General features: G+C 63.3%; 21 protein-coding genes. 17 read left to right on the top strand and 4 right to left on the bottom strand.

Translation table 11 applies throughout. From position 1 onward, the window contains the following. Window positions 1-327 precede the first annotated feature (327 nt). Window positions 328-1,707 (top strand): glucan biosynthesis protein G, encoded by a 1,380-nt coding sequence (locus IC50_RS29885; RefSeq protein ID WP_440588153.1) that lies wholly within the window; start codon window positions 328-330, stop codon window positions 1,705-1,707. Next, window positions 1,695-3,809, top strand: a complete 2,115-nt coding sequence (mdoH, locus tag IC50_RS29880; protein WP_035713305.1) for a glucans biosynthesis glucosyltransferase MdoH — start codon at window positions 1,695-1,697, stop codon at window positions 3,807-3,809. The genes IC50_RS29885 and mdoH overlap by 13 nt, the downstream gene beginning before the upstream one ends. Before the next feature lie 429 nt (window positions 3,810-4,238). Here the strand turns inward: mdoH and IC50_RS29875 are convergent, their stop codons facing one another. Further along, window positions 4,239-5,024 (bottom strand): hypothetical protein, encoded by a 786-nt coding sequence (locus IC50_RS29875; RefSeq protein WP_035713328.1) that lies wholly within the window; start codon window positions 5,022-5,024, stop codon window positions 4,239-4,241. A gap of 1,650 nt (window positions 5,025-6,674) precedes the next feature. Here IC50_RS29875 and IC50_RS41570 point away from each other — a divergent pair. Then, a complete protein-coding gene (locus IC50_RS41570; RefSeq protein WP_157461111.1) occupies window positions 6,675-7,070 on the top strand; it encodes a hypothetical protein in 396 nt (131 codons plus the stop codon). Window positions 7,071-8,419: 1,349 nt separating this feature from the next. Here the strand turns inward: IC50_RS41570 and IC50_RS29865 are convergent. Then, a complete protein-coding gene (locus tag IC50_RS29865) occupies window positions 8,420-9,028 on the bottom strand; it encodes a hypothetical protein (RefSeq protein WP_035713298.1) in 609 nt (202 codons plus the stop codon). Window positions 9,029-9,282: 254 nt separating this feature from the next. On the opposite strand from IC50_RS29865, the gene IC50_RS29860 reads away from it, so the two are divergent. The 5 genes from IC50_RS29860 (at window position 9,283) to IC50_RS29840 (ending at window position 13,073) form a co-directional block, all read left to right on the top strand. Next, on the top strand, window positions 9,283-9,960 hold the full coding sequence (locus IC50_RS29860; RefSeq protein WP_244429679.1) for a TVP38/TMEM64 family protein: 678 nt from the start codon (window positions 9,283-9,285) through the stop codon (window positions 9,958-9,960). A 200-nt stretch (window positions 9,961-10,160) separates the two neighbouring features. Further along, window positions 10,161-10,352, top strand: coding sequence for a hypothetical protein (locus IC50_RS29855; RefSeq protein WP_035713295.1), 192 nt, complete (start codon window positions 10,161-10,163; stop codon window positions 10,350-10,352). Between the two features lie 277 nt (window positions 10,353-10,629). Continuing rightward, entirely contained in the window at window positions 10,630-10,947 is a 318-nt protein-coding gene (locus tag IC50_RS29850) for a DUF1476 domain-containing protein (RefSeq protein ID WP_035713319.1), read from the top strand. A gap of 182 nt (window positions 10,948-11,129) precedes the next feature. Continuing rightward, the gene (locus IC50_RS29845; RefSeq protein WP_035713290.1) at window positions 11,130-11,411 is read left to right on the top strand and encodes a hypothetical protein; all 282 of its coding nucleotides are present in this window, start codon (window positions 11,130-11,132) and stop codon (window positions 11,409-11,411) included. Window positions 11,412-12,146: 735 nt separating this feature from the next. Then, window positions 12,147-13,073, top strand: a complete 927-nt coding sequence (locus IC50_RS29840; protein WP_081492552.1) for a septal ring lytic transglycosylase RlpA family protein — start codon at window positions 12,147-12,149, stop codon at window positions 13,071-13,073. Here IC50_RS29840 and IC50_RS29835 read toward each other — a convergent pair. Then, window positions 13,067-14,023, bottom strand: a complete 957-nt coding sequence (locus IC50_RS29835) for an alpha/beta fold hydrolase (protein WP_035713282.1) — start codon at window positions 14,021-14,023, stop codon at window positions 13,067-13,069. The genes IC50_RS29840 and IC50_RS29835 overlap by 7 nt on opposite strands. Window positions 14,024-14,177: 154 nt before the next feature. On the opposite strand from IC50_RS29835, the gene IC50_RS29830 reads away from it, so the two are divergent. The 9 genes from IC50_RS29830 (at window position 14,178) to IC50_RS29790 (ending at window position 24,079) form a co-directional block, all read left to right on the top strand. Then, window positions 14,178-15,440 carry a D-alanyl-D-alanine carboxypeptidase family protein gene (locus IC50_RS29830; RefSeq protein ID WP_035713279.1) on the top strand — a complete coding sequence of 421 codons (1,263 nt, stop codon included), beginning with the start codon at window positions 14,178-14,180 and terminating at the stop codon, window positions 15,438-15,440. Between the two features lie 2 nt (window positions 15,441-15,442). After that, window positions 15,443-16,129, top strand: coding sequence for a dTMP kinase (gene tmk, locus IC50_RS29825; protein ID WP_035713276.1), 687 nt, complete (start codon window positions 15,443-15,445; stop codon window positions 16,127-16,129). Further along, window positions 16,126-17,172 carry a DNA polymerase III subunit delta' gene (locus tag IC50_RS29820; RefSeq protein ID WP_035713271.1) on the top strand — a complete coding sequence of 349 codons (1,047 nt, stop codon included), beginning with the start codon at window positions 16,126-16,128 and terminating at the stop codon, window positions 17,170-17,172. Before tmk ends, IC50_RS29820 begins: the two co-directional genes overlap by 4 nt. A 110-nt stretch (window positions 17,173-17,282) precedes the next feature. Continuing rightward, window positions 17,283-19,256, top strand: a complete 1,974-nt coding sequence (gene metG / locus IC50_RS29815; protein WP_081492551.1) for a methionine--tRNA ligase — start codon at window positions 17,283-17,285, stop codon at window positions 19,254-19,256. 141 nt (window positions 19,257-19,397) lie between these two features. Then, window positions 19,398-20,174 carry a TatD family hydrolase gene (locus IC50_RS29810; protein WP_035713267.1) on the top strand — a complete coding sequence of 259 codons (777 nt, stop codon included), beginning with the start codon at window positions 19,398-19,400 and terminating at the stop codon, window positions 20,172-20,174. A gap of 13 nt (window positions 20,175-20,187) precedes the next feature. Continuing rightward, window positions 20,188-20,985, top strand: coding sequence for an MBL fold metallo-hydrolase (locus IC50_RS29805; protein ID WP_035713262.1), 798 nt, complete (start codon window positions 20,188-20,190; stop codon window positions 20,983-20,985). A gap of 167 nt (window positions 20,986-21,152) precedes the next feature. Continuing rightward, window positions 21,153-21,746 carry a TRAP transporter small permease gene (locus tag IC50_RS29800; RefSeq protein ID WP_035713258.1) on the top strand — a complete coding sequence of 198 codons (594 nt, stop codon included), beginning with the start codon at window positions 21,153-21,155 and terminating at the stop codon, window positions 21,744-21,746. A gap of 2 nt (window positions 21,747-21,748) precedes the next feature. Further along, the gene (locus IC50_RS29795) at window positions 21,749-23,062 is read left to right on the top strand and encodes a TRAP transporter large permease (protein ID WP_035713256.1); all 1,314 of its coding nucleotides are present in this window, start codon (window positions 21,749-21,751) and stop codon (window positions 23,060-23,062) included. A 39-nt stretch (window positions 23,063-23,101) separates the two neighbouring features. Beyond that, window positions 23,102-24,079: a TRAP transporter substrate-binding protein gene (locus IC50_RS29790; RefSeq protein ID WP_035713253.1), complete on the top strand. Its 978-nt coding sequence runs from the start codon at window positions 23,102-23,104 to the stop codon at window positions 24,077-24,079. A 61-nt stretch (window positions 24,080-24,140) separates the two neighbouring features. On the opposite strand, the gene IC50_RS29785 is transcribed toward IC50_RS29790, so the two are convergent. Then, the coding region (locus tag IC50_RS29785; RefSeq protein ID WP_035713251.1) for an AMP-binding protein at window positions 24,141-25,017 on the bottom strand (877 nt) is incomplete at its 5' end.

Here is a 25,017-nt window from a genome sequence, read left to right as displayed (position 1 = left end):
GCTACACCACGCCCGGGGACACGATCGCGCCGCCTCCGACGCTATCAGCCGCTAGGCCAGGGCAGTTCGCCGATCGTTGCCGTAACAACTTCCCAGATCGACACGACCTCGAAACTCGGGAGGGCCACGTGATGGCGCCGGTGGAACTTGCGGGCGGGGTGGTCGTTGCTTGGCCACGGCAGCAGTTAGCGAGGAGTGCACGTGAACCGACGCCAACTTGTTCAAGGGTCGGCGGTGCTGCCGGCGTTGCTGCTCGCCTCGCCAAGCGGTTTCGGCGCTTCGTCGGATGGCGCGTTTGGGCCGTCCACGGTGAGGGACCTGGCCCGTATGATCGGGGGCAAGCAGTTCGAGGCGCCGGACGAGAAGCTGCCGAGCGGCTTGAAGGATCTCGATTACGATCAGTACCGTTCCATCCGCTTCCTACCCGAGCGCGCGCTCTGGCGCGGCAAGAATCTTCCGTTCGAAACGCAGTTCTTCCATCGCGGCTTCTTCTACAAAAACCGGGTGACCATATTCGAGGTCGCGGACGGAAAGGCCACCGAACTCAAGTACCGCAAGGAGGACTTTTCCTTCGGCGAGAAGGTCCCGGCGTTTGAAGAGGCCGACCTCGGCTTCGCCGGCTTCCGCATACACGCGCCGATGAACCGCGCGGACTATTACGACGAGGTCTGCGTCTTCCTGGGCGCAAGCTACTTCCGCGCTGTCGCCAAGGGGCAGACGTACGGGCTTTCCGCCCGGGGACTTTCGATCGATACGGGGGAAGCCAAGGGCGAGGAATTTCCGCTCTTCAAGTCCTTCTGGCTCGAGCGGCCTGCGCCCGGCGCGACCTCGCTGGTGATCCACGCTCTGCTCGACAGCAAAAGCTGCGCGGCGAGCTACCGATTCACGGTACGGCCGGGTGACACGACGGTCTTCGACGTCGAGATGTCGGTCTACCCGCGCGTCGAAATGCACCGGGTCGGGTTCGCGCCGATGACCAGCATGTTCTTCTACGGCCCTAACGACCGCAACGACATCGACGATTTCCGCCCCTCCGTCCATGATTCCGACGGGCTCGCGATCTTCAACGGCAAGGGCGAAAGCCTCTGGAGGCCGCTCAGCAATCCCCGTGACCTCCAAATCAGCACCTTTCAGGACCTCAATCCGCGGGGGTTCGGCCTGATGCAGCGGGAGAGAAATTTCTTCGCTTACCAGGACATCGAATCCACCTTCGAAAAGCGGCCCAGTCTCTGGATGGAGCCGATCGGAGACTGGGGCGAGGGCGGCGTCATGCTGTTCGAGATCCCGACCAAAGAGGAAGTCCACGACAACATCGCCGCGTTCTGGCGGCCCAAAAGCCTGCTGCAGGCCAAGGGCGAGTACAACTACACCTATCGGCTGCATTGGGGGCCGGACAGTCCGAAGCCGCATTCGCTGGCCCGCTTCACGCGAAGCGGAATAGGGGCGAGGGGCGAAGACGCCCGCCTCTTCGTCCTCGATCTGGTCGGCGACAACCTGAAGGGCATCGATCCGGCCGGCGTCAAAGGCGTCGTGACGGCGGAAAAGTCCGAGGTGAAGAACATCGTCACGCAGCCCAATCCCTACACCGGCGGTTGGCGGCTGAGCTTCCAGTGCCAGGTGAAAGGGGAGCCGATCGAGCTGCGGGCGTTTCTGACCGAGGGCGACAAGCCCTTGTCGGAAGTCTGGGTCTACCGATGGGCACCCTGAACACAGCTCCGAGGCCGATCGCCGGCGATATCGCGATCCAACGCCTATTGCCGCGCGAGTCGCCCCTTCCGATGGCTCCTGGCGACCTCGGAAAGAACCAGGTACCCGACCGCGTTCCAGCGCCGGTCGCCCCCTCGATGGCCTGGCGGCGCGGCCTCGTCCTTCTCTCGACGGCGGCGCTCACGGGAGCGGGTGGCTATGAGATGTATCGTGTGCTGCAGGTCGGCGGCGTCACCGTCCTCGAAGCCATGGTGCTGGCGCTCTTCCTGGTCCTGCTCGCTTGGGTGGCTTTCTCGTTCGCCTCCGCGTTGGCCGGCTTCTTCGTGCTGCTGGCCCATCGTCCGGGCACCTTCGCGCCAGAGGCAGAACTGCCCACGATCGCAAGCCGCACCGCAATGCTGCTTCCCACCTACAACGAAAACCCGCATCAATTGACGGCGCGGCTTCGTGCGATCGTCGAATCGTTAGAGGCGACCTCGCAAGGGGAGCTATTCGATTGGTTCGTCCTGAGCGACAGCACCGATCCGGACATCTGGGTCGCCGAAGAAAAAGCGGTCCTCGCGCTGCGACAAGCCGTGGGAACGCGGCTGTATTATCGTCACCGAGCGGAGAATACCGCTCGGAAAGCCGGCAATATCTCCGAGTGGGTCACGCGTTTCGGCGGCATCTACGACTTCATAATCGTGCTCGACGCCGACAGTCTCATGAGCGGTCAGACCATCGTCCGATTGGTCCATGCCATCGAGACCAATCCGACCGCCGGGCTCGTCCAGACTCTCCCCATGATCGTCAATGCGCGAACTCTGTTCAGCCGCGTCCAGCAATTCGCGGGCCGTCTGTACGGACCAATGATCGCGGCCGGCGTCGCCTGGTGGCACGGCTCCGAAGGCAACTACTGGGGCCACAACGCGATCATCCGGGTGAGGGCGTTCGCGCAAGCGGCTGCACTGCCGCAGATTCGGGGGCGCAAGCCGTTCGGCGGACACATCCTGAGCCATGATTTCGTCGAGGCTGCACTGATGCGGCGGGCCGGGTGGGGCATCTACATGCTGCCGATGCTTGGCGGAAGCTACGAAGAGGTGCCACCTTCCCTGCTTGATTTCGCGGCGCGCGATCGACGCTGGTGTCAGGGCAATCTTCAGCATCTCGCTGTGGTCCCCGCGCGGGGGCTCCACTGGGTCTCCCGGCTGCATTTCATGGCGGGCATCGGGGCATATCTGACAGCACCGCTGTGGCTGCTATTCCTGCTGCTGGGGATGCTGATCTCGCTGCAGGCGCGGTTCGTGCGTCCGGAGTATTTTCCGAAGGGTTTCTCGCTCTTTCCGACCTGGCCGGCCCAGGATCCCGTGCTCGCCCTCTGGGTGTTCGTCGCCACGATGGGACTGCTGCTTTTACCAAAGCTGCTCAGCCTAGTCTTGCTCTGGTTGCGGCGCTCGCTGGCACATCAATTCGGCGGCGCATTGCGTGCTTCGTCCGGAGTTCTCGCAGAGGTCGTCATATCCGCGTTGATGGCGCCCATAATGATGATCTTCCAGTCGATCGCGGTGATCGAGATTCTGGCCGGTCGCGACGCAGGCTGGCAGACGCAAAGGCGGGACGACGGTACGGTGGAGCGCCGCGAGCTATATCGGAAATACGGCGTTCCGACATTGTGCGGCGTTGCGATGGCGGCAAGCGCGTACGCTGTTTCGCTGCCCCTTCTACTCTGGATGTCGCCGGTCATCGTCGGGCTGCTGTTCGCCGTACCTATAGGAGCGCTGACCGCAAGGCGCGCGTCCGTCGACTTGTTCGCCACCCCAGAAGAACAAGAGCCGCCTCCGCTCCTGCGTCGAGCGAACGAGTTGAGCGCGGCGGCAGACAAAGCGATCAAACCAGCCTTGGTGGAACTGCGCGAAGACGCCGCACTCTGGGCATTCCACGTCGCGCAGCTAGCGCCTCCCCGCGCCGCCCGGCCCGGCACGGTCGACGCGAACCTGGTTGTTGGGGGTGCCAAGGTGGAGGCGAGCGAGACCTTCGAGGAGGCCGTCGAGCATCTGTCCACCAGAGAGGTCTTTTCAATCTTGAACAACGCTTCGGCGCTCGCGACGGTGTTGCAGAAGTGATGAGGACCTGCCCGGGGGCTTGGCGACCCGCCTGAATTCCCCCGAAAAGGAGCCATGTGCCGTATGCGCTTATCGGGGAGCGTTGCGAAATGCACGCCCGTCGAATTTGCGGGCGACAGCCGCTGGGGTCGGCCGGACCTTCTTCAGCAGATAAACGTCCGTTCATCGTCGTCGCCGACGATGTGCAAGTCAGCGATCCCAAGGAACGATTACACCTCGGCCCGGTTGCCCGTGACGGACACTCGTGCGCCGAAACGGCCTCGATCTTTGTCCAGCTTCATCTGGGAGCAAACGAATAAGCTAGTCGAGCGTGGCGAAAAGCACCGCGAGGCGACGGCGGGCGAGCTCCGAAAGTCTGAATAGGAGCCGCAGTCAATCGGCGCCCGACGCCTGCCTTAGTTTCGGCCGCAAGAGCAGGTCGGTCGCGGCTTAGCGCGACCATGGCCACGCGAACGACGGTTGCGGTTTTATAGCTTGCGGCCTGGCAATTGGCGCCGGCTTTGGCGCCTGGGCAGCATTGGCCGACTGCCGCGGACGCGGCAATGGTATTTCCGGCATGACCTTTGGCTTTTCTGGAATCGCGTTCGTAACTTCAGGCATCATCTCCTTCGGCGCTGATGCGATGGCCGTGACGCGGGCGAGTTGCTCCTGGTTTGCGTTGAGGCGATCGGTGAGCGTTTGACTTTCGCGTGCCATCTGGATCTGGATCCCTTTGAGCTCGTCGACGACACGGTTGTTACGTGCGAATTCTTCCTGGCTTGTCTTGAGTTGGCGCGCGACATTTTCATTGTCGTGGACCAATTTCTCTTGCGTCACCTTAAGCTGTTCGACTGCTTGCCTCAAGGCAGCGAGATCGCGCGTCATCGACTGGAGCTGCTGGGTCAAGTCGGAAACCAGGGCGATTGCGGACGGCGATGCGTCTTTCGGCGCCGTAGCTTCTCCGGTGAGCCGCGTCAGAGGTGCTTGGTCCGAAGGGGCCGTCATCGAGGGATGAGCGGAGGACGACCACCACCACCAGACAGCAAAGCATGCCGCCAACAGAGAGCAGACGAAAGCCACGTGGGGCTGTTTCGTCCATTGATGGTTTGTTGTCGGGGCGCGCGACGTCTCCATGGCCGGCGGGACCGAGGGACGGTCTTCCGCTTTACGCGCCAGGTGCGAAAGCTCTTCAGCGATCTGCCGTTCCGCGACGCTGTCGTCCCGCGTAGAAGCCATTTGGTGCTCCATATGAACCCCTTGACGACGGTGCTGAGCTTCGTTGTTTAGCACAGTTTTTCACCTCTGCGCTCGGGCCCGGCGTCGCGCGCGAAGGCGTCGTCGGCAAATGAGTCCGATCGCCGAAAGTTCGAGGCTGATCGAGGTAGGAAAATACGCCTAAACTGGCGCCGAAATCATTCGTGCTCGCCGGTCTCTCGCTCTCTTCAGGGCGCGTTGCTCGCGCAGTCTACGAAATTGATTGCCCACGGACGAAGACGCCGAGGTTCGAGTGAAGAAGCTCTTAGGTGCACATGCTGTTGAGGTCTGGGCGGGGCCTCGCAGGGCCATCTCCGGTTAGTACGTGAGAATTCGGATAGTTTAATGAGCCACTCGTCGGCAGCAAAGCCGCGGTACCTTGGCTTGTAAATTCGACGTCCTTCCCGTCAGACGCTCGCCAATAGACCAGCACGCCGCGAACCGCCGTGCGCGCATTTCGCCGAGGTGATCTTCAGCTGCCGACCGTCTGGATGCGTTGGCGTTCGACGTTTGCTTGGATGCATAGCGCGATCAAAGCGGCACCGCGGCCGACGCGCAAATTACCGGGCGCAAGGTACTGTGTGTCGTTGTGTGGACGGCAGGCCCGCCAGCTTCACTCTGGCGGGCTTAGGTGACTAAGTTTCCCCCGCGCGTATGATGTGGCTCGGGCGGAGCTTGATTCGTCATGCTGGAAGCCATTCTCTTATTGCTGGGAATCGGGGCCGCAGCCCTTCTGCTGATCGCCTTCTGGGGATTGCAGCACCACGTATGACTGCGCCCCGTGGCCCGGCACTCCAAGGCCGCAAGTTCACGCAGTGGGCTGCTGCACGCGACTGTGATGACTGTTGAAAAACTCCGTGTGAAGTAGTTCACAAGCGGGAGGTATTCCTGAGCGTAGCGTGCGCGCTTCCACTAGAGGGAAGCGCAATGAAGTGGAACTTGGCGACCTACCGAACGCTCGCGCTTACCGCCGTTGTTTTAGTGGCGGCCGCGACCACTATTGCCATCGGAAATCCTAGTGGATTCCATGAACCAATGTTGGGATCCGATTGGCAATGCAGCCGGACCATGCTGGTCGTGACCACATGTGCACACTGAAGCGTTGATCAGAATAGCCGCAGACGCGAGCTCGGCAAAGGTCGTTCGAAAATCTCGGCCCTAACGAATGTCGCCCTAGCAATCGGTTGACGAAGGGGAGAGCAGGGGTGCCGGGCGAGGCCGCCGCGCTCGTGAAAGGTGGTTGAGATTGAGGGGGGGAATCGGCTCGGCTTGCCTTGGCAAGGACCGTGGAGAGCCCGCGCCGAGGGCAGAAAAGATAAGCAATTACAAGAAGGTTGACAGACATCCCTTCCGTCCAAAAAATAAGTAAATTCAAATATTTAAATTTAACCTTGCCTGCCAACGCGCAAACGAAGGTGCAATCGTTTCGGTGCGGCCATGACAGCGGTCGATATCGTCGGACCGCTTCTGTTGGTGGTGGTGCCGGCAGTCACGTTGGCTTGGCAAGAGAACCTCCTGCATAGCCAACCATCAAGGCCGCCATCGAGCAGCACGCGTGTCTCGAGACGCGCAAGGTACCGTTCATCGGGTATTCAGCGCCTCCGCCATACGTTGTGCGGAGGGAGACGGATCATGATCATCAGCATTGCCGCGGCTGCGCTCGCCCTTCACGTCGGGACGGCGGTGGCACAGGACACTCCACCCGAGATTCAGACTGTCCAATACGGCGTCCCCGTCAGGCCGCCTCCGTGCGGCCACGGTTGGGACGTGAGCGCCCGCGATGGCATGTGCTATCCAAACGGGTACCTTCCTCCTCAAGAACAGGCCGCGCGGCAGTACTACTATCGCGGTGGTGGAGGCTACGGCTACGGCAGACATCGGGTCCCCTGTGGTAACGGCGCAGACGTCGATATTCGAGACGGTCAATGCTACCCCAACGGCACGGTGCCGCCGCAGTTTCAGCAGGGTCGACAGGGGTACTACGGCTACGACGACTACGAACGCCGCCCCAGACGCCGTTATTATTGAGAAGCGCGTCAGCGTGAACCGGCGGGGCCGTGTGCGTCAGCTCTCACGGATCCGTTGAAGAAGCGGCAACCGCCGGACCAGGTCTCTGCCGGCTGGCTGTGCGCACTTGCGGAATGATTCGCCTTGCAATTGCGTCCGTCTGCTGGCGTAATGCCGAGATTGCCGGGATCGTTTTGCATTCTTGTTATTTTGAGGTCGTGATGAGTATTTCTGATCGAACTCCCCATGCCGCCAACGTTCTGCTTCAACGCATCGCATTTCTAGAAAGTCAGATTGCGGAGTTGAGCGTCTTGCGAAATCGATTGACGCAAGCTGAGTTGCGCCGCTACCGCTTGAGTGGGCGAGCTTGCGTAAAGTCGACCGCACGCCGTCGGCGTAAGTAATCTTCCGCGCTCAACCTGCAAAGAGTTGCCGCCCCTGCGTGTAAGCCCAAGCCATGGGAACGCGTGACGTTGCCCGGAAGTCATCCCGGGCCGGCAGGACCTTTCAAAGCGGGCTGTGCATGTTCTTCTTTTTTCGAACCGGCTGGGGTGTCTCGGCTCGCTGCGGATCTCCGGCCTGATCACTTTCGCGCTACTCTTCCTGTTCGGGATAATCCGGTTTTGAAGCCCGGCACGGCAATCGGCGGCACGCCTGGCGCTCGCCGAGAACCAAAGACAGCAATGGAGGAGGGCGGCCGCTCAAAGTGAGCTGGTAGTCCTCCTCGACGTGCCAGCCGGGAGGCACGTCCGCAGAGCCGGCCCGTTGCCGGTCACTTGAGGCGCTCGGAGCATCCCGGCGCCACCAACCAGCCGATTGAATAGCACGTCGGCGCAGCCGCCTTGTCAGCGGCGTGCCTGGCTGTCTCGGCTTGTGGATTCACCAACCCCAGGAGAACCGCGAACGCGGCCACAGCGCCGATGGTCGCGAGCGCGACCTTGTCAAGCGATGTGAAAACGGGACGGCGTTGATGCCCGTCGGGTGCAATGTGCTTCAATGAACGCAACTCTTACAAACGAGCGAAAAATGTAAATCAGCATCGGCGCGATCGCAAGCCCTGGTTGCTGGATGTAATACTGCTCGCGACGCCGTGAGCCGGCGGGCCTGGGTGCGGGGGGCCAGCCAAGCCGCCGCCGGCGAACCGACATGACGCCTTGGTCCGTATACCGATGATGCTCTCTTCCGCAGTGCGGCCAGCGCAGATCGCGTGTCGTCCGATGACGTCGTCAACTTGCCGCTGCGCCCAAAACTCGCCGCTGCGCCCAAGTCCTTTCGCGGCGGAGGAGGGGACGCTCGAAGCTGGCTCGTCCCACACCCGATCCTGGACCCCCGTATCGTCCGGGGGTGAGACTTTCAGCGAACCGAAATTCTCAGCTCTTCGTATCGGCGCCCTTCAGCGCATCCCATGCGGCCTGGTTGGCCTGATCGAACGCCTTCCGGGATTCGGCGAGCGCGGCGCTCAGGACTGACCAGGATTCACTGCCGGCCTGCTTCAGCTTCTGCAGGCGTGCTTCCGCTTCAGATGCATCGGATTTCATCTGCTTGAGCGCGGCATCGACGTCGGCGGTGCGGGCTGTGGCCACCTTGCCCGCGGCCTCGCGGAATTTGTCCGCCGCTTCGCGCCAGGCCTTGGCCTGCGCCGCTGCAAGATCCTTGAACGTGGCCTGCTGCTGCTCGAACTGTTTGCCAGCGTCTTCGAAGAAGGTCTTCACCTGAGCTTCGAATCCGGCCCATTGCTTTTCCAGGTCTGTCTTGGCGCCCGCCCAAGCGGTTTCGCCCGCCTCCGCCTGGGTTTTGAGCAAGGCCTGAAACTCGTCGCGACGCGTCTTCAGGTCGGACAGGAATTGATCGGTCTTGACCTTGGACTCAGCCTTGGCCTGGCCGGCCCGGACCTCGAAGGAGGCCAATGCGGCATCCATTTCATCGATCCGCTCCTTGGCCCAATTGAGATAAAAATGCATGCTGCTCTGCTGTGACATGGCTGCCTCCGCTGATTGGCTCGAATTCAGGATTCCAGAGCCAGGGCTTGCTCATGTTGACCTGCCTCAACGATGTCGCGTTTTGAGGCCCGCGCGGCGCGAACACGGAAGGACGTGACGACGTGTCGAGAGATGACGGGACGAAGACGCTGCGGAAAGTGGGGTCCTCGAGATTGACCAGTGCCCCGGCCACGATGGTTCAGCCGATGGCGGCCCCTGAGCGGCCTCTTGATTTGGAGCGGGCGGCATCACGCATGTGGAGCACGAAGACGATAGTCGGGATCGTATCGATAGCCGCGGCGCTTCTTGGGCTGGCGCTGACCTGGTCGTACACATCCTTGAACGATTTCGCCGACGCAGGCCGCATTTCAACGCTCCTGTCTGTCTATTCGCAATCCATCTGGGGGCCATTCTTCGCGATCGCAGCTTTCGTCGTCGGCGGGCTGGTCGTGTTTCCGATTCTCGTACTCATTGCCGCAACCGCTGCTGCACTCGGGCCATGGCTGGGCTTCTTCACTGCGATGGCTGGCGCCTTGCTCAGTGCCCTTGTCCTGTTTTCAATCGGACGGGTGCTCGGTCGAGAACGCCTGCAGCATCTGCTCGGACGACGCGCAGGGCGCATCCAGGAACGCATTGTAGGCAAAGGCATCCTGGCCGTCGTCGTCATCAGGATGATTCCCATCGCACCGTACACGGTGGTGAATGTCGTGGCTGGTGCGAGCACGCTGCCGCTTCGTGACTTCATGATTGGCACGCTGCTGGGTATCACGCCCGGGATTCTCGCCATGGCCGTTCTGGGAGCTCAGATCGCAGATCTGGCCAGGAACGCGTCCTGGAGCAACGCTTTACTGCTCGCACTGGCGTTTCTGGGTTGGCTCGGGATCTGCGCGGGCGCGCAGTTCGTCGCGACCTGGCTCGCCGGGAGGCGCTGACGGCGCCGATGCGCTTCATGACGTGGAATGTGCACGGCACCTCAATCTCAATCCGAGATGCGATCTGGCGACTGCAAAAGACGTTGCGCCAGCGAGACTTAGCTACTGTGCATGGGGTTGTTTTCGCGGATTTCATGTCCACGCCTATGCCTTCGGCGGGGCCATGCGGAACTCTTTCCTCGCCGCCGGGTTGTCTCGTCATGACTGAAGACCTTTCCTTCCGACGCAAACCCCTGACCCCCGAACAGCGCCAGGCGCGCGATGCCGCCCGCCGGATCGAGGCCGAGAAGGCCATGCGCGACCATGAAGCGGCGCAGAAGGCGTTTTATGCCAACAAGGAACGGCTGAGGGCCGAGCGGCTGGCGCGTGAAGCGGCGGCGCCGAAGGACTGAGCGAACGCGCTCGCGGCCCAATCCCTGAATCGCTTCTCCCGGCGAATTGCGGCTCGCCAGTGCCGCATGGACATCCCCCTTGAACGCGAGGCCAGCTTGAACGCCTCGACGGCCTCTGCAAATGCCCCGCGGCGCGATTGCGCCTCGATCGCGTCTGCAGGCTTGACGGCGTTCGCCTTCCGCCGGAAGCTTCAGCTTCCCAACTGACCTGAATCACGGAGACGTTTGCTTCCAGCCGGTCCGACACCCTTCAGCGAAGAGCGCAATGGAGCTGACCATGACCACGTTCGACAAGCGCGAGCAGGGCTTTGAGGCCAAATTCGCCCACGACGAGGAACTCGTGTTCAAGGCCACGGCCCGGTCCAACAAGCTCCTAGGGCTCTGGGCCGCAGGCCAGCTCGGCCTTAGCGGCGATGCCGCGGCGGGCTACGCAGGGACGCTGGTGACGGACCATCTGGAAGACCGGACGATGGACGAGGTCCTGGACAAGGTGTCGGCCGATCTCGCGGGCAAGGGCGTCGCGCGCGAGGAGGTCGCCCAAAAGCTCCAGGAGTGTTTGCATCAGGCGTTGCAGCAGCTCGAAACAGACAGGTGAGGACGGCCGCCATGCCTTGTTCGGCATGCTCGCGCGCCCCGCCACGATCGGGCCGAGAAAGAGCGCAGTTGCAGCCAGCGTGAGCCGTAGATCGTCGGCAGCAACCCGGCCGCGGCGAGATCATGCCGTTACGTGCTATCGTGTTGCGCGGCCGTCGTACGGCATGGATCAGGAGGCGGGGAGTGTCTCGAAGCGGCTTTGGCAAATGGTTCGTCGGGATCGCGCTGGCTGCCGCGCTCGCAGTTGGGACCGAAGTTTCGGCGACACCGCTGACGCCGTTTCGCTACGAGGCGCAGGCGCAGCGGCATTGTCCGCACGACAGGGTCGTCTGGCTCGATTTCAGGAAAGGCGTCTACTATCGCAAGGGGCAGAAGCGATACGGCGAGGGATTTGACGGCAGCTTCGTTTGCCTGAACGAGGCCCGCGACGGCCTGTACCGCCGTTCGTTGTTGGGGCTGCGCTGAGCACGTGTGACCCCGCGCCAGCGGTCAACGGACAACGTTGCGCGCAGCATCGCGAGGGAGATTGCCGTCAGAGAATGAGAGAGGGACTTAGGCGAACGCCAGGGCTACGAGGCTCGAGCAGAGCAGCACCAAGCCGCCCGCGGTCAGTGCCAGGAAGCCATCGGATACGAGATCATGGTTGCGCATGGGACACCTGCCGCTCTCGTCCTCGATGCTCGATCGGATCGATCAAAATTGCCCGAACGTGCCGCCTTGAAAGAGGTGATGCTTGCCGCCCGCGCGAGTGCCTCAGGCCCTCGTGCGGTAACCTTCGAACGCATGGGCCAGGAAGATCCCCGCGCTTACCAGACCCATCAGTGCCGAAACCGTCTCGATCATCGTTAAAATTCCAATCCGCCCCTGCCATCCGAGAAAACGCGTGCGGCCTTGCACAGTCAAAAGAATTTCGGTGAGCGGCGTGACAATGGGGGTGGAGTGAGGATTTGGCGCAACAGCTTGTCCAGCCCTGGCACAGAGCGGGGTGCGCAGGTTCCGTAGATCAGCGGGGAAAGCGAACCTGTCGTTTACCATCCCGGCGTGATCGCTGCGGGCTCCCCATTTCCGCCGTGTTCCGGTTGCGTTATCCTTACCACTTCCAACGCGGTGGTGGGCCGCCTCGGAATCAGATGACCGGACAGCGCTCCCCGTTGCGAAGGCGGGTGAGGGATGCCTCCGGCAAAGTGGTATTTGGGGCGCATGGGGATCCGACGGTCAGATTCGGTTTTGCGAGCCGCGCGCGGTGTTGCGGTGGTCGCAACCTGCGTTGCGCTTGCCAACTGCGCCTCCTCCAACAAGTTCGCCAGCCGCGTTGATCCGAAATACGGCGTGTCCTCGAGCCCCCGGGTCGTGGCCTGGGGCGATCCCGTCCCGAAGGGCGGCGGCACCTACCGCGTCGGCAAGCCCTATGTCGTGGCGGGCCGGACCTACGTGCCGGAGGAGGACGTCAACTACCGCGCCGAGGGCATGGCGTCATGGTACGGCGACGATTTCCACGGCCGCTTGACCGCCAACGGCGAAGTGTTCGACATGACCTCGCTGACCGCGGCGCATCCGACCCTGCCGATGCCGTCCTACGCGCGGGTGACCAATATCTCGAACGGCAAGTCGCTGATCGTCCGCGTCAATGACCGCGGGCCGTATCACGGCAACCGCCTCATCGATGTTTCGAACAAGGCCGCCGAACTCCTTGAATTCAAAGGTAATGGCGTCGCCAGGGTCCGCGTCGAATATGTCGGCCGCGCGCCGCTCGAAGGCTCCGATGACCGCCAGCTGATGGCAACCTTGCGCACAGGCGTCCCGGCGCCGTCGCCCTCGATGGTCCGCGTCGCGTCTGCCAAACCCTTCGTGCCGGAATTGCCCTCGTCGAGCCGCGGCGCCATTCGCGGCGACATCCCGATGCCGGAGGGACGGCCCTACAATCTCGGCAACACCTCGGCCGACATGGCATCGCTCAATGCGACCTCGGACATGTCGGCGTCGAGCCGCAGCCGGGGCCGGGCGCTCCAGAACGCCCGCGCGGTGTCCTATGACGAGGACAGCCGCTACGCCGCCCGAAGCGCAGCCTCGACGGCCGATGGCGCTGCGGAGGCCCGGAGCATCCTGAGCGGCCGGGGGCTCTACTGAGCCGCGCTTTCCTTCAAGAACGTCACCAGGGCCGCGTTCACCTCGTCCGGCCGCTCCTGCTGCACCCAATGGCCGGCGCCCTCGATGATCAGCTTGCCCTTGAGATTGGGCAGCACCCGCTCGAGTTCGTTGACGCGCTTGGCTCCGATCAGCCCGGTGATCACCGCGTCTTTTGAGCCTGCGATGAACAGAGACGGCTGGTGAATCTGCGCGTCCTGCCAGGGCGCGGTCAGTTCCCAATTGCGGTCGATGTTGCGGTACCAGTTCAGCCCGCCGCGGAAGCCGGACTTGCGGAAGGCTTCGGTGAAATAGGCCAGATCAGCCTCGCTGAGCCAGATGGGCAGCGGCTCTTCGGAGGTGGCGTGGCTGAGAAAGCCCTTGCCCTCATGCACGAACATGGCAGCGGAGGGATCGGCGAGGCCGCGCCCTCCAAGCACAATCCGCATGGTGCGGGCAACGTCTCGCTCGAGCTCAGCTTCGGCGACGCCGGGCGCCTGGAAATACTGCCAGTAGAAGTTGGTGATACCGCCCTGGCGCAACAGGTCGAGCGGCCTGCCGCGGCCGCGGAACGGCGGAGGCACGCTCAGGCCCGCGACCGCAGTGAAGAGGTCGGGCCGGAACAGTGCCGCGTGCCAGGCGACCGGTGCGCCCCAATCGTGGCCGATCACCATCGCCTTGGGCTCGCCGAGTGCCTGGACGAGACCGACCACGTCACCGACCGTATCGAAGATCGAGTAGGCCGCAACGTCAGGCGGCGCCGCGCTCTGGCCGTAGCCGCGCATGTCGGGGGCAACCACATGAAATCCGGCCTTGGCGAGCGCAGGGATCTGATGGCGCCAGGAGTAGGACAGTTCCGGCCAGCCATGGCACAGCACCACCAGCGGACCCTGGCCGGCTTCGCGGACGAACAGCTCGACCCCGTTGGCCTTGATCATGCGGGTTGAGGACATTCGCTTTTCCGCCTTGTTTCAGGGGTTTGGTCGGGAAACATAAGGCGCCACGATAGGGGCGCGAGGAGAATCGTGCAATCTCGGGGGCAAGCGTCCAACCGCGTGTTGTTCGCATCTGTTCCAACTGTTAGAACGCCTCTCTCAGGGCTTCGCCATGGCATTTCGTCTTCCCTTGCTTCGTCGCAACCGGCTCACCGCCGGAACGCTGGCCCGCGGGCTGATTGCTGCGGCTCTGGTGGCGGGGATCGGCTGGGGCGGGACGATCCATGCCGCCAACCAGAGCGTCCAGGGCGCCAAGAAATCGGAAGAGGCCGGCTTCGATGGCGATGCCCCGACTGCGATCCTGATCGAAGCCTCCTCAGGCAGCGTGCTGTTCGAGAAGAACGCCGACGAGCTGCGTGCGCCCTCGAGCATGATGAAACTGATGACCGCCGAGGTCGTCTTCAATGCGATCAAGAAGGGCGACGTCAAGCTGACGGACGAGTACCGGATCAGCGAGAATGCCTGGCGCCGGGGCGGCGCGCCCTCGGGCGGCTCGACCATGTTCGCGGCCATCAACAGCAAGGTCTCGGTCGACGATCTCCTCCACGGCGCGATCATCCAGAGCGGCAACGACGCCTGCATCGCGCTCGCCGAAGCCATGGCGGGCAATGAGCAGATCTTTGCTGCCGACTACATGACCAGGCGCGCACGCGAACTCGGCATGACCAAGTCGACCTTCGGTAACTCCAACGGGCTGCCCGACCCCGCCAACAAAATGACGGTGCGCGAGCTCGCCATCCTCGCCCGGCATATCATTCTCGACTTCCCCGAATTCTACAAACTGTTCGGCGAGAAGGAGTTCACCTGGAACAAGATCCGCCAGTTCAACCGCAATCCGCTGCTCAATTCGATGGAAGGCGCCGACGGTCTAAAGACCGGCTACACCAAGGAAGGCGGCTATGGCATGGTAGGCTCGGCCGTGCAGAACGGCACGCGTCTGATCGTCGTCGTCAATGGACTAGAAGATCCCGAGGATCGCGCCACGGAAGCCAAGAAGATGCTGGAATGGGGCTTCCGCAATTTTGAGACCCGCATCCTGATGGCGGCCGAGCAGCCCGTCGGCTACGCCAAGGTGTTCGGCGGCGAGAGCCGCTGGGTCAAGCTCGTCGCCAGGACGCCGGTGAAGGTGATGGTGCACAAGAATGGCAGCGACAAGCTGATAGCGCGCATCGTCTATCGCGGCCCGGTGCGCGCACCGGTCGAGGCCGGCCAGCAGGTCGGCGTGGTCAGGGTCTGGCGCAGCGGCAACATCGCCGTCGAAACGCCGGTCTTTGCGGCCGAAGCGATCGGCACCGGTTCGACCATGCGCCGCGCGATAGACGGCGCCAGCGAGCTCGTGATCGGCATGTTCCGCGCGGGCGCCGAGAAGCTCTGATCATGAGTGAGAGCGCGGCACAGCGGCCGTCCGGACGCGGACGCTTCATCACCTTTGAAGGCGGCGAGGGCGCGGGCAAGTCGACCCAGATCAAGAAGCTCGCCGACCGCCTCAAGGCGGCAAAGCTGCGCATCCGGGTCACGCGTGAGCCGGGCGGCTCGCCGGGTGCCGAGATCATGCGCCATCTGGTCCTGTCGGGCATGGGCAAGCTGCTCGGCCCCGAGGCGGAGACGCTGCTGTTTGCCGCTGCACGCGATGACCATGTCCGCACCGTGATCCAGCCTGCGCTCAACCAGGGCACTTGGGTGCTGTGCGACCGCTTCGCCGACTCGACTCGGGCCTATCAGGGCAGCCTTGGCCGCGTACCGGCCGGCCTGATCAACGCCATGCAAAGGGTCACCATCGGCGATCTCAAGCCGGACCTCACCATCATCCTCGATTTGCCGGTCGAGATTGGCCTGCAACGCGCCGCCGCGCGCCGCGGCAGCGGCACGCCTGACAGGTTCGAGGCCGAGAAGCTGAGCTTCCACGAGGGTCTCCGCGAAGCCTATCGCAAAATCGCTGCGGAGGATCCCGCGCGCTGCGTGCTGATCGACGCCAATTCCGATCCCGACACGGTCGCCGGGCGCGTCTGGACCGCGTTGCGCGAGCGTCTGCTCCCGACGCCTGCATCGGTCATTTCAGCATGAGCCCGCGTCAGGCCGAGCGCGAAGCCGCCATTCCGCATCCGCGCGAGACATCCCGGCTGTTCGGCCATCGTGAGGCCGAGGCCGCGCTGCTTGCGGCCTATCGCAGCGGGCGCATTCCACATGCCTGGCTGATCGGCGGGCCGCAAGGGGTCGGCAAGGCAACGCTGGCCTATCGCATGGCGCGCTTCGTGCTCGCCCATTCCCAGCCGCTGGCAGCCGCCGTGCAGCACGCCGAAGACCTTGCGATCGATCCTGACGACGCCGTTGCGCGGCAGGTGGCGGCCGGCTCGCATGGCGGCCTGCTGGCGCTGGAGCGAACCGCCAATGATCGCGGCGTGATGCGCACCGTGATCACGGTGGACGAGACGCGCGAGACGATCGCGTTCTTTGGCTCGACCGCGGCAGCCGAAGGCTGGCGCGTCTGCATCGTCGACACCGTCGACGAGCTCAATCCAAACGCGGCTAACGCGCTTCTGAAGATTCTCGAGGAGCCGCCCCAGCAATCGCTGTTCCTTCTGGTGAGCCACGCGCCCGCGCGCGTGCTCGCCACGATCCAGTCACGCTGCCGCAAGCTGCGCCTGCGTCCGCTCGCCACGGACGACGTGATCGGGGCTGCAGCTTCGGCGGCCGAGCTTGATCCGAACGATCCTGCGCTGCGCGAGGCGGCGGAAGCCTCCGAGGGCAGCGTCGCACGGGCCCTGACGCTGCTCGGCGGCGACGCCCTGAAGCTTCAGCAGCGCACGGCGGCGCTGCTCGCGCGCCTGCCGCAGGTCGATCCGCGCGAATTGCACACGCTCGGCGATTCACTCGGCACCAGCGATCGCGTCGCGCTTGCCGCCTTCATCGACGGCATCGACCGCTGGATCGCCGAGAGGCTGCATGCGGATGAGGCCAATGCCAACCAGAACCTGCCGCGCCTTGCGCGCCTAGCTGAGGTATGGGAAAAGATCATCCGCGCCGCGCGCGACACCGAAACCTACAATCTGGAGCGCAAGCCCTTGGTCTTCTCGGTGTTCGGCTGGCTGGCGGACGCAACGCGCTAGAGCATGATCCGGAAAAGTGCGGAGCGGTTTTCCGAAAAGATCATGCGCAAAACAACAACCTAACGCAGGTTCGTTTCCAAATTTCGGACAAGCCGGTAAAGGAATTCGTGGTGGCAACGCGAGCTAGGAAGACCGTCAAACGCAAGAGCGACAAGAAAGCTGCCAAGAAGGCTGCCAAGAAAGCTGCGAAAAAGACCGTGAAGGCGCGGGCGAGCAAGGCCGACAGGAAGGTCAAGAAGACCAAGAAGACTGCCGCCAAGAAGAGCGTGAAGAAGAGCGCGGCAAGGAAGGCCGGCAAGAAGGCCGCGACGAAGCAGGTCCTCGCCAAGAAGGCTTCGACGAAATCAGCTGCCAAAAAGCCGGCCGCGGCTCCGGCGAAGACGGTTGCGAAAAAGGCGGCGGCGCCTGCCGTGACCGCCGCACCGGCTCCTGTCGTCGCGCCGCCGAAGGCTGTGAAGCCCAAGGTATCGAAACCCAGGGCCCCGCGTGCGCCGAATCCCGTCGCGGCTCCGCAAGCCGCGGCGCCCATGGTCGCGCCCGCGCGCGACGACGTCTTCTACATCACGACCGCGATCGCCTATCCCAACGGCAGCCCGCATATCGGCCACGCCTATGAGGCGATCGCAACCGACGTGCTGGCGCGCTTTGCGCGGCTCGACGGCAAGGACGTGTTCTTCCTGACCGGCACCGACGAGCACGGTCAGAAGATGATTCAAACGGCGGCCAGCGAAGGCATGTCCGCCTCCGCGCTCGCGACACGCAATGCCGGCCGCTTCAGGGAGATGGACGAGCGTCTGAACGTGTCGTTCGACCGCTTCATCCGCACCACCGAGGAGCAGCATCACCGCTCCAGCCAGGAGATCTGGCGGCGCATGGAAGCGAACGGCGACATCTATGCCGACACCTATTCGGGCTGGTACTCGGTCCGTGACGAGGCCTACTACGCCGAGGACGAGACGCGCGTGAACGAGGACGGCGTGCGCCTGGGTCCGCAGGGCACGCCGGTGGAATGGGTCGAGGAGAAGAGCTATTTCTTCCGTCTGTCTGCCTACCAGGACAAGCTGCTCAGGCTCTACGCGGATCACCCTGATTTCATCGGGCCGGACTCCCGCAAGAACGAGGTGGTGAGCTTCGTCAGAGGCGGCCTGCGCGATCTCTCGATCTCGCGTACGACCTTCGATTGGGGCGTGAAGGTGCCGGGCGACGAAGAGCACGTGATGTATGTCTGGGTCGACGCGCTGACCAACTACATCACCGGCGTCGGCTTCCCCGATGAGAGCGACAAGAACTGGCGCTATTGGCCTGCCGACGTGCACATCATCGGCAAGGACATCATCCGCTTCCATGCGGTGTATTGGCCGGCCTTCCTCCTGTCGGCGGGAATCCCCCTGCCGAGGCGGGTCTATGCCCACGGCTTCCTGTTCAGCAGGGGCGAGAAGATGTCGAAGTCGGTCGGCAACGTCGTCGATCCCTTCAACCTCGCGGACCAGTACGGCGTCGACCAGATGCGCTATTTCTTCCTGCGCGAGGTGCCGTTCGGCCAGGACGGCAATTATAACCACGAGGCCATCGTGGCGCGTATCAATGCCGACCTCGCCAACGATCTCGGCAATCTCGCGCAACGTTCGCTGTCCATGATCGCCAAGCAGTTCGGCGGCGTGCTGCCCGAGCCCGGCGACTTCAGCGACAACGACAAGGCGATTCTGGCGATGGCCGACGGCATGATCGCCGCGTCGCGCGAGGCCATGGCGACGCAACAGATCCATCAATGGCTCAGCGCCGTCTGGGCGGTGGTCGCGGAGGCCAACCGCTATTTTGCAGGCGAGGCGCCGTGGGCGCTCGCCAAGACGGATCCTGCCAGGCAGAAGACGGTGCTCTACGTCACCGCCGAAGTCGTGCGCCAGATCGCAATTCTTGCTCAGCCAGCAATGCCCTCCGCCTCGGGCAAGCTGCTCGACAGCCTCGGCATCCCCGAAACCGAGCGCAATTTCGCCGTGCTCGGCGGCGCCAGGCGTATCGCACCCGGTTCGACGCTGCCGGCGCCGATGCCGGCGTTCCCGCGCTACGTCGAGCCGGCGGCCTAAAGCGCGATGGGATTTGGATGAATCGTCATCGCGCTTTAGGGTGTTGTTTGCGCATGATCTCCGCGCAAACGCGTTCCGCGTTTGTCGCGAGGGAAAACCGCTTCGCACTTTTCCGGATCATGCTTTAGAGGCGTTCGCACGATGTTGGTCGACAGCCACTGCCACCTGGATTTTCCCGACTTTGCGGAAGATCTCGACGGGATCGTGTCGCGGGCGCGCGCGGCCGGCATCGCGCGCATGGTCACGATCTCGACGCGGGTGCGGCGGCTGAGGAACCTGCTCGCGATCGCCGAACGCTATGACGACGTCTATTGCTCGGTCGGCACCCATCCGCACAACGCGGACGAGGAGGACGGAATTGCCCCCGACGAGCTTGTTGCCTTGACGGAGCATCCCAAGGTCGTCGCGCTCGGCGAGGCAGGGCTCGACTATTTCTACGACAACGGCTCGCCGGAGGCGCAGGCGAGGGGCTTTCGCGCCCACATCGCCGCCGCCCGCGCCACCGGCCTGCCGCTGGTGATCCACACCCGCGAGGCCGACGAGGACTGCGCACGTATTCTGGAAGACGAGGCGGCAAGGGGCTCGTTTCGCGCCGTCTTGCATTGTTACACCGGCGGGCGCGAGCTGGCGCTGAAGGCAGTGTCGCTCGGACTCTATATCGGTTTCACGGGAATCCTGACCTTCAAGAAATCGGAAGCCTTGCGCATGCTCGCGGCCGAGCTGCCATCCGATCGTATCCTGGTTGAAACGGACTCGCCCTATCTTGCGCCGGGCAAGTTCCGGGGCAAACGCAACGAACCCGCTTATGTGGTCGAGGTCGCAAAGGTGCTCGCCGAGACGCGCAGCGTGTCATTTGACGAGATCTCGCGCCAGACAAGCGAAAACTTCTTCCGCCTGTTCTCGAAGGTGAAAGCGTGAGACTGGGAGCCACATGACGCTGACGCTGACGATCCTGGGCTGCGGTTCCTCCGCCGGCGTGCCGCGCCCGGCGCTCGGCTGGGGTGCCTGTGATCCCAACAACCCCAAGAACCGCCGTCGCCGCTGCTCGCTGCTGGTCGAGCGTGCCTCCGAGCACGGCACCACGCGCATCGTGATCGACACCTCGCCGGACCTGCGCGAGCAGCTGCTCTCGACCAATGTCGACCACATCGACGCGGTGTTCCTGACGCATGAGCACGCCGATCAGACCCACGGCATGGACGATCTGCGTTCGGTCGTCATGCACATGCGCCGGCGCATCCCGACCTATTTCAACCAGTCGACCGCCAAGGACATCCTGTCGCGATTCTCCTATTGCTTCATCTCGCCGGAGGGCAGCGACTATCCGCCGATCCTGACGCGGCATTCGATCGAGGCGGGCGAGAGCCAGACCATTCTGGGGAAGGGTGGCGCCGTGACGATGACTGCCTTCCTGGTGCAGCATGGCAACATTCCCGCGCTCGGCTATCGCATCGGGGATGCCGCCTACACACCCGACCTCAACGACATCCCGCGCGAGAGCTGGGGCACACTGGAAAACCTGGATCTCTGGATCGTCGACGGCCTGCGCTACACCAGCCATGTCAGCCATTTCAGCATCGACGATGCGCTGTCGTGGATCGAGCGGTTCAAGCCGAAGCGTGCGGTCATCACCAACATGACCGCCGACGTCGACTACGAAGTCATCAGGCAGTCGCTGCCCGCGGGCGTGGTGCCGGCCTATGACGGGCTGCGGCTGGAGACGCACTGAACCTCTGGTGGAAATTCTGGGGCCCCGGCGGCACACTCTTTGCTTGCGCCGGCCTCATCATGTTGATCTAACGTCTGAAAGACAGGCGTTGGGTGGGGGCGATATTCAAGCAAGACCGGCAATCCGACGTGCGATTGCGGGTGTCGATTGAATCGCCTCGAGTGAGGATGGGGATCGCGTTGGCAGGGGATGACCTGACTGCTCGGGGACCGGCGCGCCGCGCCCTGGATCTGCTTTATCTCGGGGCAGGTTACGCCGCCGGCGTCTTCCTGGTCGCGATCTTCGCAATCATGATGGTCATGTCGGTCGGGCGCCAATTTGCGATCAACATTCCCGCCGGCGATGATTTCGCGTCCTGGTGCATGGCCGCGATGGCTTTCCTCGGTCTCGCTCACACCTTCAAGCGCGGAGAGATGATCCGCGTCGGCCTGCTGCTGGAACGTCTGCACGGGCGGACCAAGCAGATCGCGGAGATCGTGGCGCTCGGTATCGCCACCGCCTTCATTCTCTATTTCACCCGCTATGCCGCGCAGATGACCTATGATTCCTGGCGCTTCAACGATGTGGCGCAGGGCGTGGTCGCGCTTCCGCTCTGGATTCCCCAGCTCGGTTTCGCCGGCGGTCTCGCGATCCTGTCGATTGCGCTGGTCGATGAAATGATCAACGTCGTCAGGGGCAACCGGCCGAGCTACGAGAAGGGCTCGCCGGACGAGACGCCGGACGAATTCATCGAGCGCGTCTCGCAGGGCGGCGGAGGTTGACCATGGCCAATCTCGGCATGATCGAGCTGTCGTTCGTCCTGCTCGGCGTCATGATCCTGCTGCTCGGAAGCGGCGTCTGGATCGCGGTCTCGCTCGGGCTCGTCGGCTTCGTGGCGATGGCGCTGACGACGAGCCTGCCACTCGGCGCCGTGCTCGCCACCACCACGTGGAGCGCCAGCTCGTCGTGGACGCTGGCCGCACTGCCGTTGTTCATCTGGATGGGCGAGATCCTCTTCCGCACCAAATTGTCGGAAGAGATGTTCCGCGGGCTGTCGCCCTGGGTTCAGTGGCTGCCCGGGCGTCTGACCCATGTCAACGTGGTTGGTTGCGGCATCTTCGCCGCGGTGTCGGGTTCTTCGGCGGCGACCTGCGCGACCATCGGCAAGATCGCGCTGCCCGAGCTCGACAAGCGCGGCTATGACAAGGGCTTGAGCCTCGGATCGCTCGCAGGCGCCGGCACGCTCGGCCTCCTGATTCCGCCGTCGATCCCGATGGTGGTCTACGCGGTCACGGCGAACGTCTCCGTGCTCCAGGTGTTCCTCGGCGGATTCCTGCCGGGTGTGCTCGTGATGGTGCTCTATTCGGGCTACATCATCATCTGGTCGCTGCTCAATCCCAAAAAGGTTCCCCCGCGCGATCCGCCGATGCCGTTCCGGCAGAAGCTGCGCGAGTCGGCGAAGCTCGCGCCCTGCCTGCTTCTGATCTTGGCCGTGTTTCTTTCACTCGTGTTGGGCTTCGCGACCGCCACGGAATGCGCCGCATGGGGCGTCACGGGCGCGCTGCTGCTGGCGTGGTGGAGCGGCACGCTCACGCGCAAGAATTTCCTCGAGAGCATCATGAGCGCGACGCGCCTGACCTGCATGATCATGCTGATCTTGGCGGGTGCGGCCTACACCACGGCCGCGATGGCCTATACGGGCATTCCGGCCGCGCTCGCCACCTGGGTCCAGGGGCAGCAACTCACGCCGAGCATGCTCGCGCTGTATCTGAGCATCATGTACATCATCCTGGGATGCCTGATCGACGGCATCTCGATGATCGTCCTGACCGCCGTCATCGTGCTGCCGATGGTCAAGCAGGCCGGGCTCGACCTGGTCTGGTTCGGCGTCTATCTCATCATTCACGTGGAGATGGCGCAGATCACGCCGCCGGTTGGATTCAATCTCTTCGTGCTCCAGAACATGAGCGGTCGTGATACGTTGACCGTTGCGCGGGCAGCGCTTCCGTTCTTCATGCTGCTGCTCGCTGCCGTGTTCATCATCACGGAGTATCCGCAGATCGTCATGTTCTTGCCCAAGCTGGCTTTCCCAGACTGAGCGTACGAGGTGTTCAAATTGGCTGTGAGGAGAAACCCGATGATGTCACGTTTATTTCGCGCATTCTTGACCGCCGGCGTGGTGGCGGCCGCGACGCCCGCCTTGGCGCAAACCAAATGGAATCTGCCGGCAGCCTATCCTGCCGACAATCCGCATTCCGAAAACCTCGTCGCCTTCGCCAAGGACGTCGAAGCTGCCACGTCCGGAAAGCTTCAGATCACCGTTCATCCCGGCGCTTCGCTGTTCAAGGCACCGGATATCAAGCGCGCTGTCGTGACCGGGCAGGCGCAGATGGGAGAGGTGCTGCTGTCGATCCACGAGAACGAGGATCCGATGTTCGGCATCGACGTCGTGCCGTTCCTGGCGACCAGCTTCCCGGACGCGATGAAGCTGTATCAGGCTTCCAAGCCTGCGATCGTCAAGAAGCTCGATGCACAGGGTCTCAAGCTGCTGTTCGTCGTGCCGTGGGCACCGCAGGGCGTCTATGTTAACAAGCCGCTCGCGACGATCGAGGACATGAAGGGCCTGAAATGGCGCGCCTACAACGTCGGAACGGCGCGGATCGGCGAATTGGTCGGCGCGCAGTCGGTCACGATCCAGGCGGCCGAGCTGCCGCAGGCGCTTGCGACCGGCGTGGTGAATTCCTTCATGTCGTCCGGCGGAACGGGCTACGACTCAAAGGCCTGGGAGTCGCTAAAATACTTCTATGACGTGCAGGCCTGGATTCCGAAAGACTACACCTTCGTCAACAAGGCCGCTTTCGACGCGCTCGACAAGCCGACCCAGGAGGCCATACTCAAGGCTGCCGCGACCGCGGAAACCCGCGGCTGGAAGGCCTGGCAGGACAAGAGCACCTGGTACATCGACCAGCTCAAGGCGAAAGGCATGACCGTCGAGCCGCCGAGCCCGGCACTGAAGGCCGGCTTCCAGAAGATCGGCGATCAGCTCACGGCCGACTGGCTCAAGAAGGCAGGGCCTGATGGCCAGGCGGTGGTCGACGCCTACAAGAAGATGTGAGGGGCAAGGTCTTCCGCTCGCCGTATTCAGACGTGCGGGCGGAAGACCCTCCAGACGATGTTTAGGCCGAGATCGCCTTTGCTGATCCGACCTCGTTGCGCAGCAGGAATTTCTGGATCTTGCCGGTCGAGGTCTTCGGGATAGGCCCGAACACGACCGCCTTTGGCGTCTTGAATCCGCTCATGTGCGAACGGCAGAAGGCGATGATGTCGGCCTCGCTCGCGCTTGCGCCTTCCTTCAGTTCGACGAAGGCGCAGGGCACTTCGCCCCATTTCGGATCGGGCTTTGCGACCACGGCTGCGAAAAGCACGGCCGGGTGCTTGTAGAGAATGTCCTCGACCTCGACGGAGGATATGTTCTCGCCGCCGGAGATGATGATGTCCTTGGAGCGGTCCTTGATGATGACGTAGCCGTGCTCGTCGAGCACGCCGAGGTCGCCGGTGTGAAACCAGCCGCCCTCGAAGGCTTCCTTCGTTGCCTTCTCGTTCTTGAGATAGCCCTTCATCACGATGTTGCCGCGGAACATGACCTCGCCGATGGTCTCGCCGTCGCGCGGCACCTGCCTCATCGTTTGCGGGTTGATGACGGTGACGCTTTCCTCGAGCGGGTAGGGCACGCCCTGCCGGCGCTTCATGCGCGCGCGCTCGGGAGCGGGAAGGTCGTCCCAGCCGGGCTGCTCGGCACAGACGGAGGCGGGGCCGTAGACCTCGGTCAGACCGTACACATGCGTCAGCTTGATGCCGATGCTTTCGGCGCCTTCCAGCACCGCGACAGGCGGCGCGGCGCCTGCGATCAGGCCGACGACGCGGCGGGCCGCACTGCCTTTCGGCGCATCGGGCGCGTTGATCAGCGTATTGTAGACGATCGGCGCGCCGCACATGTGGGTGACGCCGTGCTGTTTGATCAGCTCGAAGATTTTGGTCGGCTCGACCTTGCGC

Source organism: Bradyrhizobium genomosp. I (2014), from assembly GCF_000261685.1.
Taxonomy (GTDB): domain Bacteria; phylum Pseudomonadota; class Alphaproteobacteria; order Rhizobiales; family Xanthobacteraceae; genus Bradyrhizobium.
The sequence above is the reverse complement of the archived record's forward strand: the minus strand, read 5'-3'. Positions and strand labels throughout refer to the sequence as shown.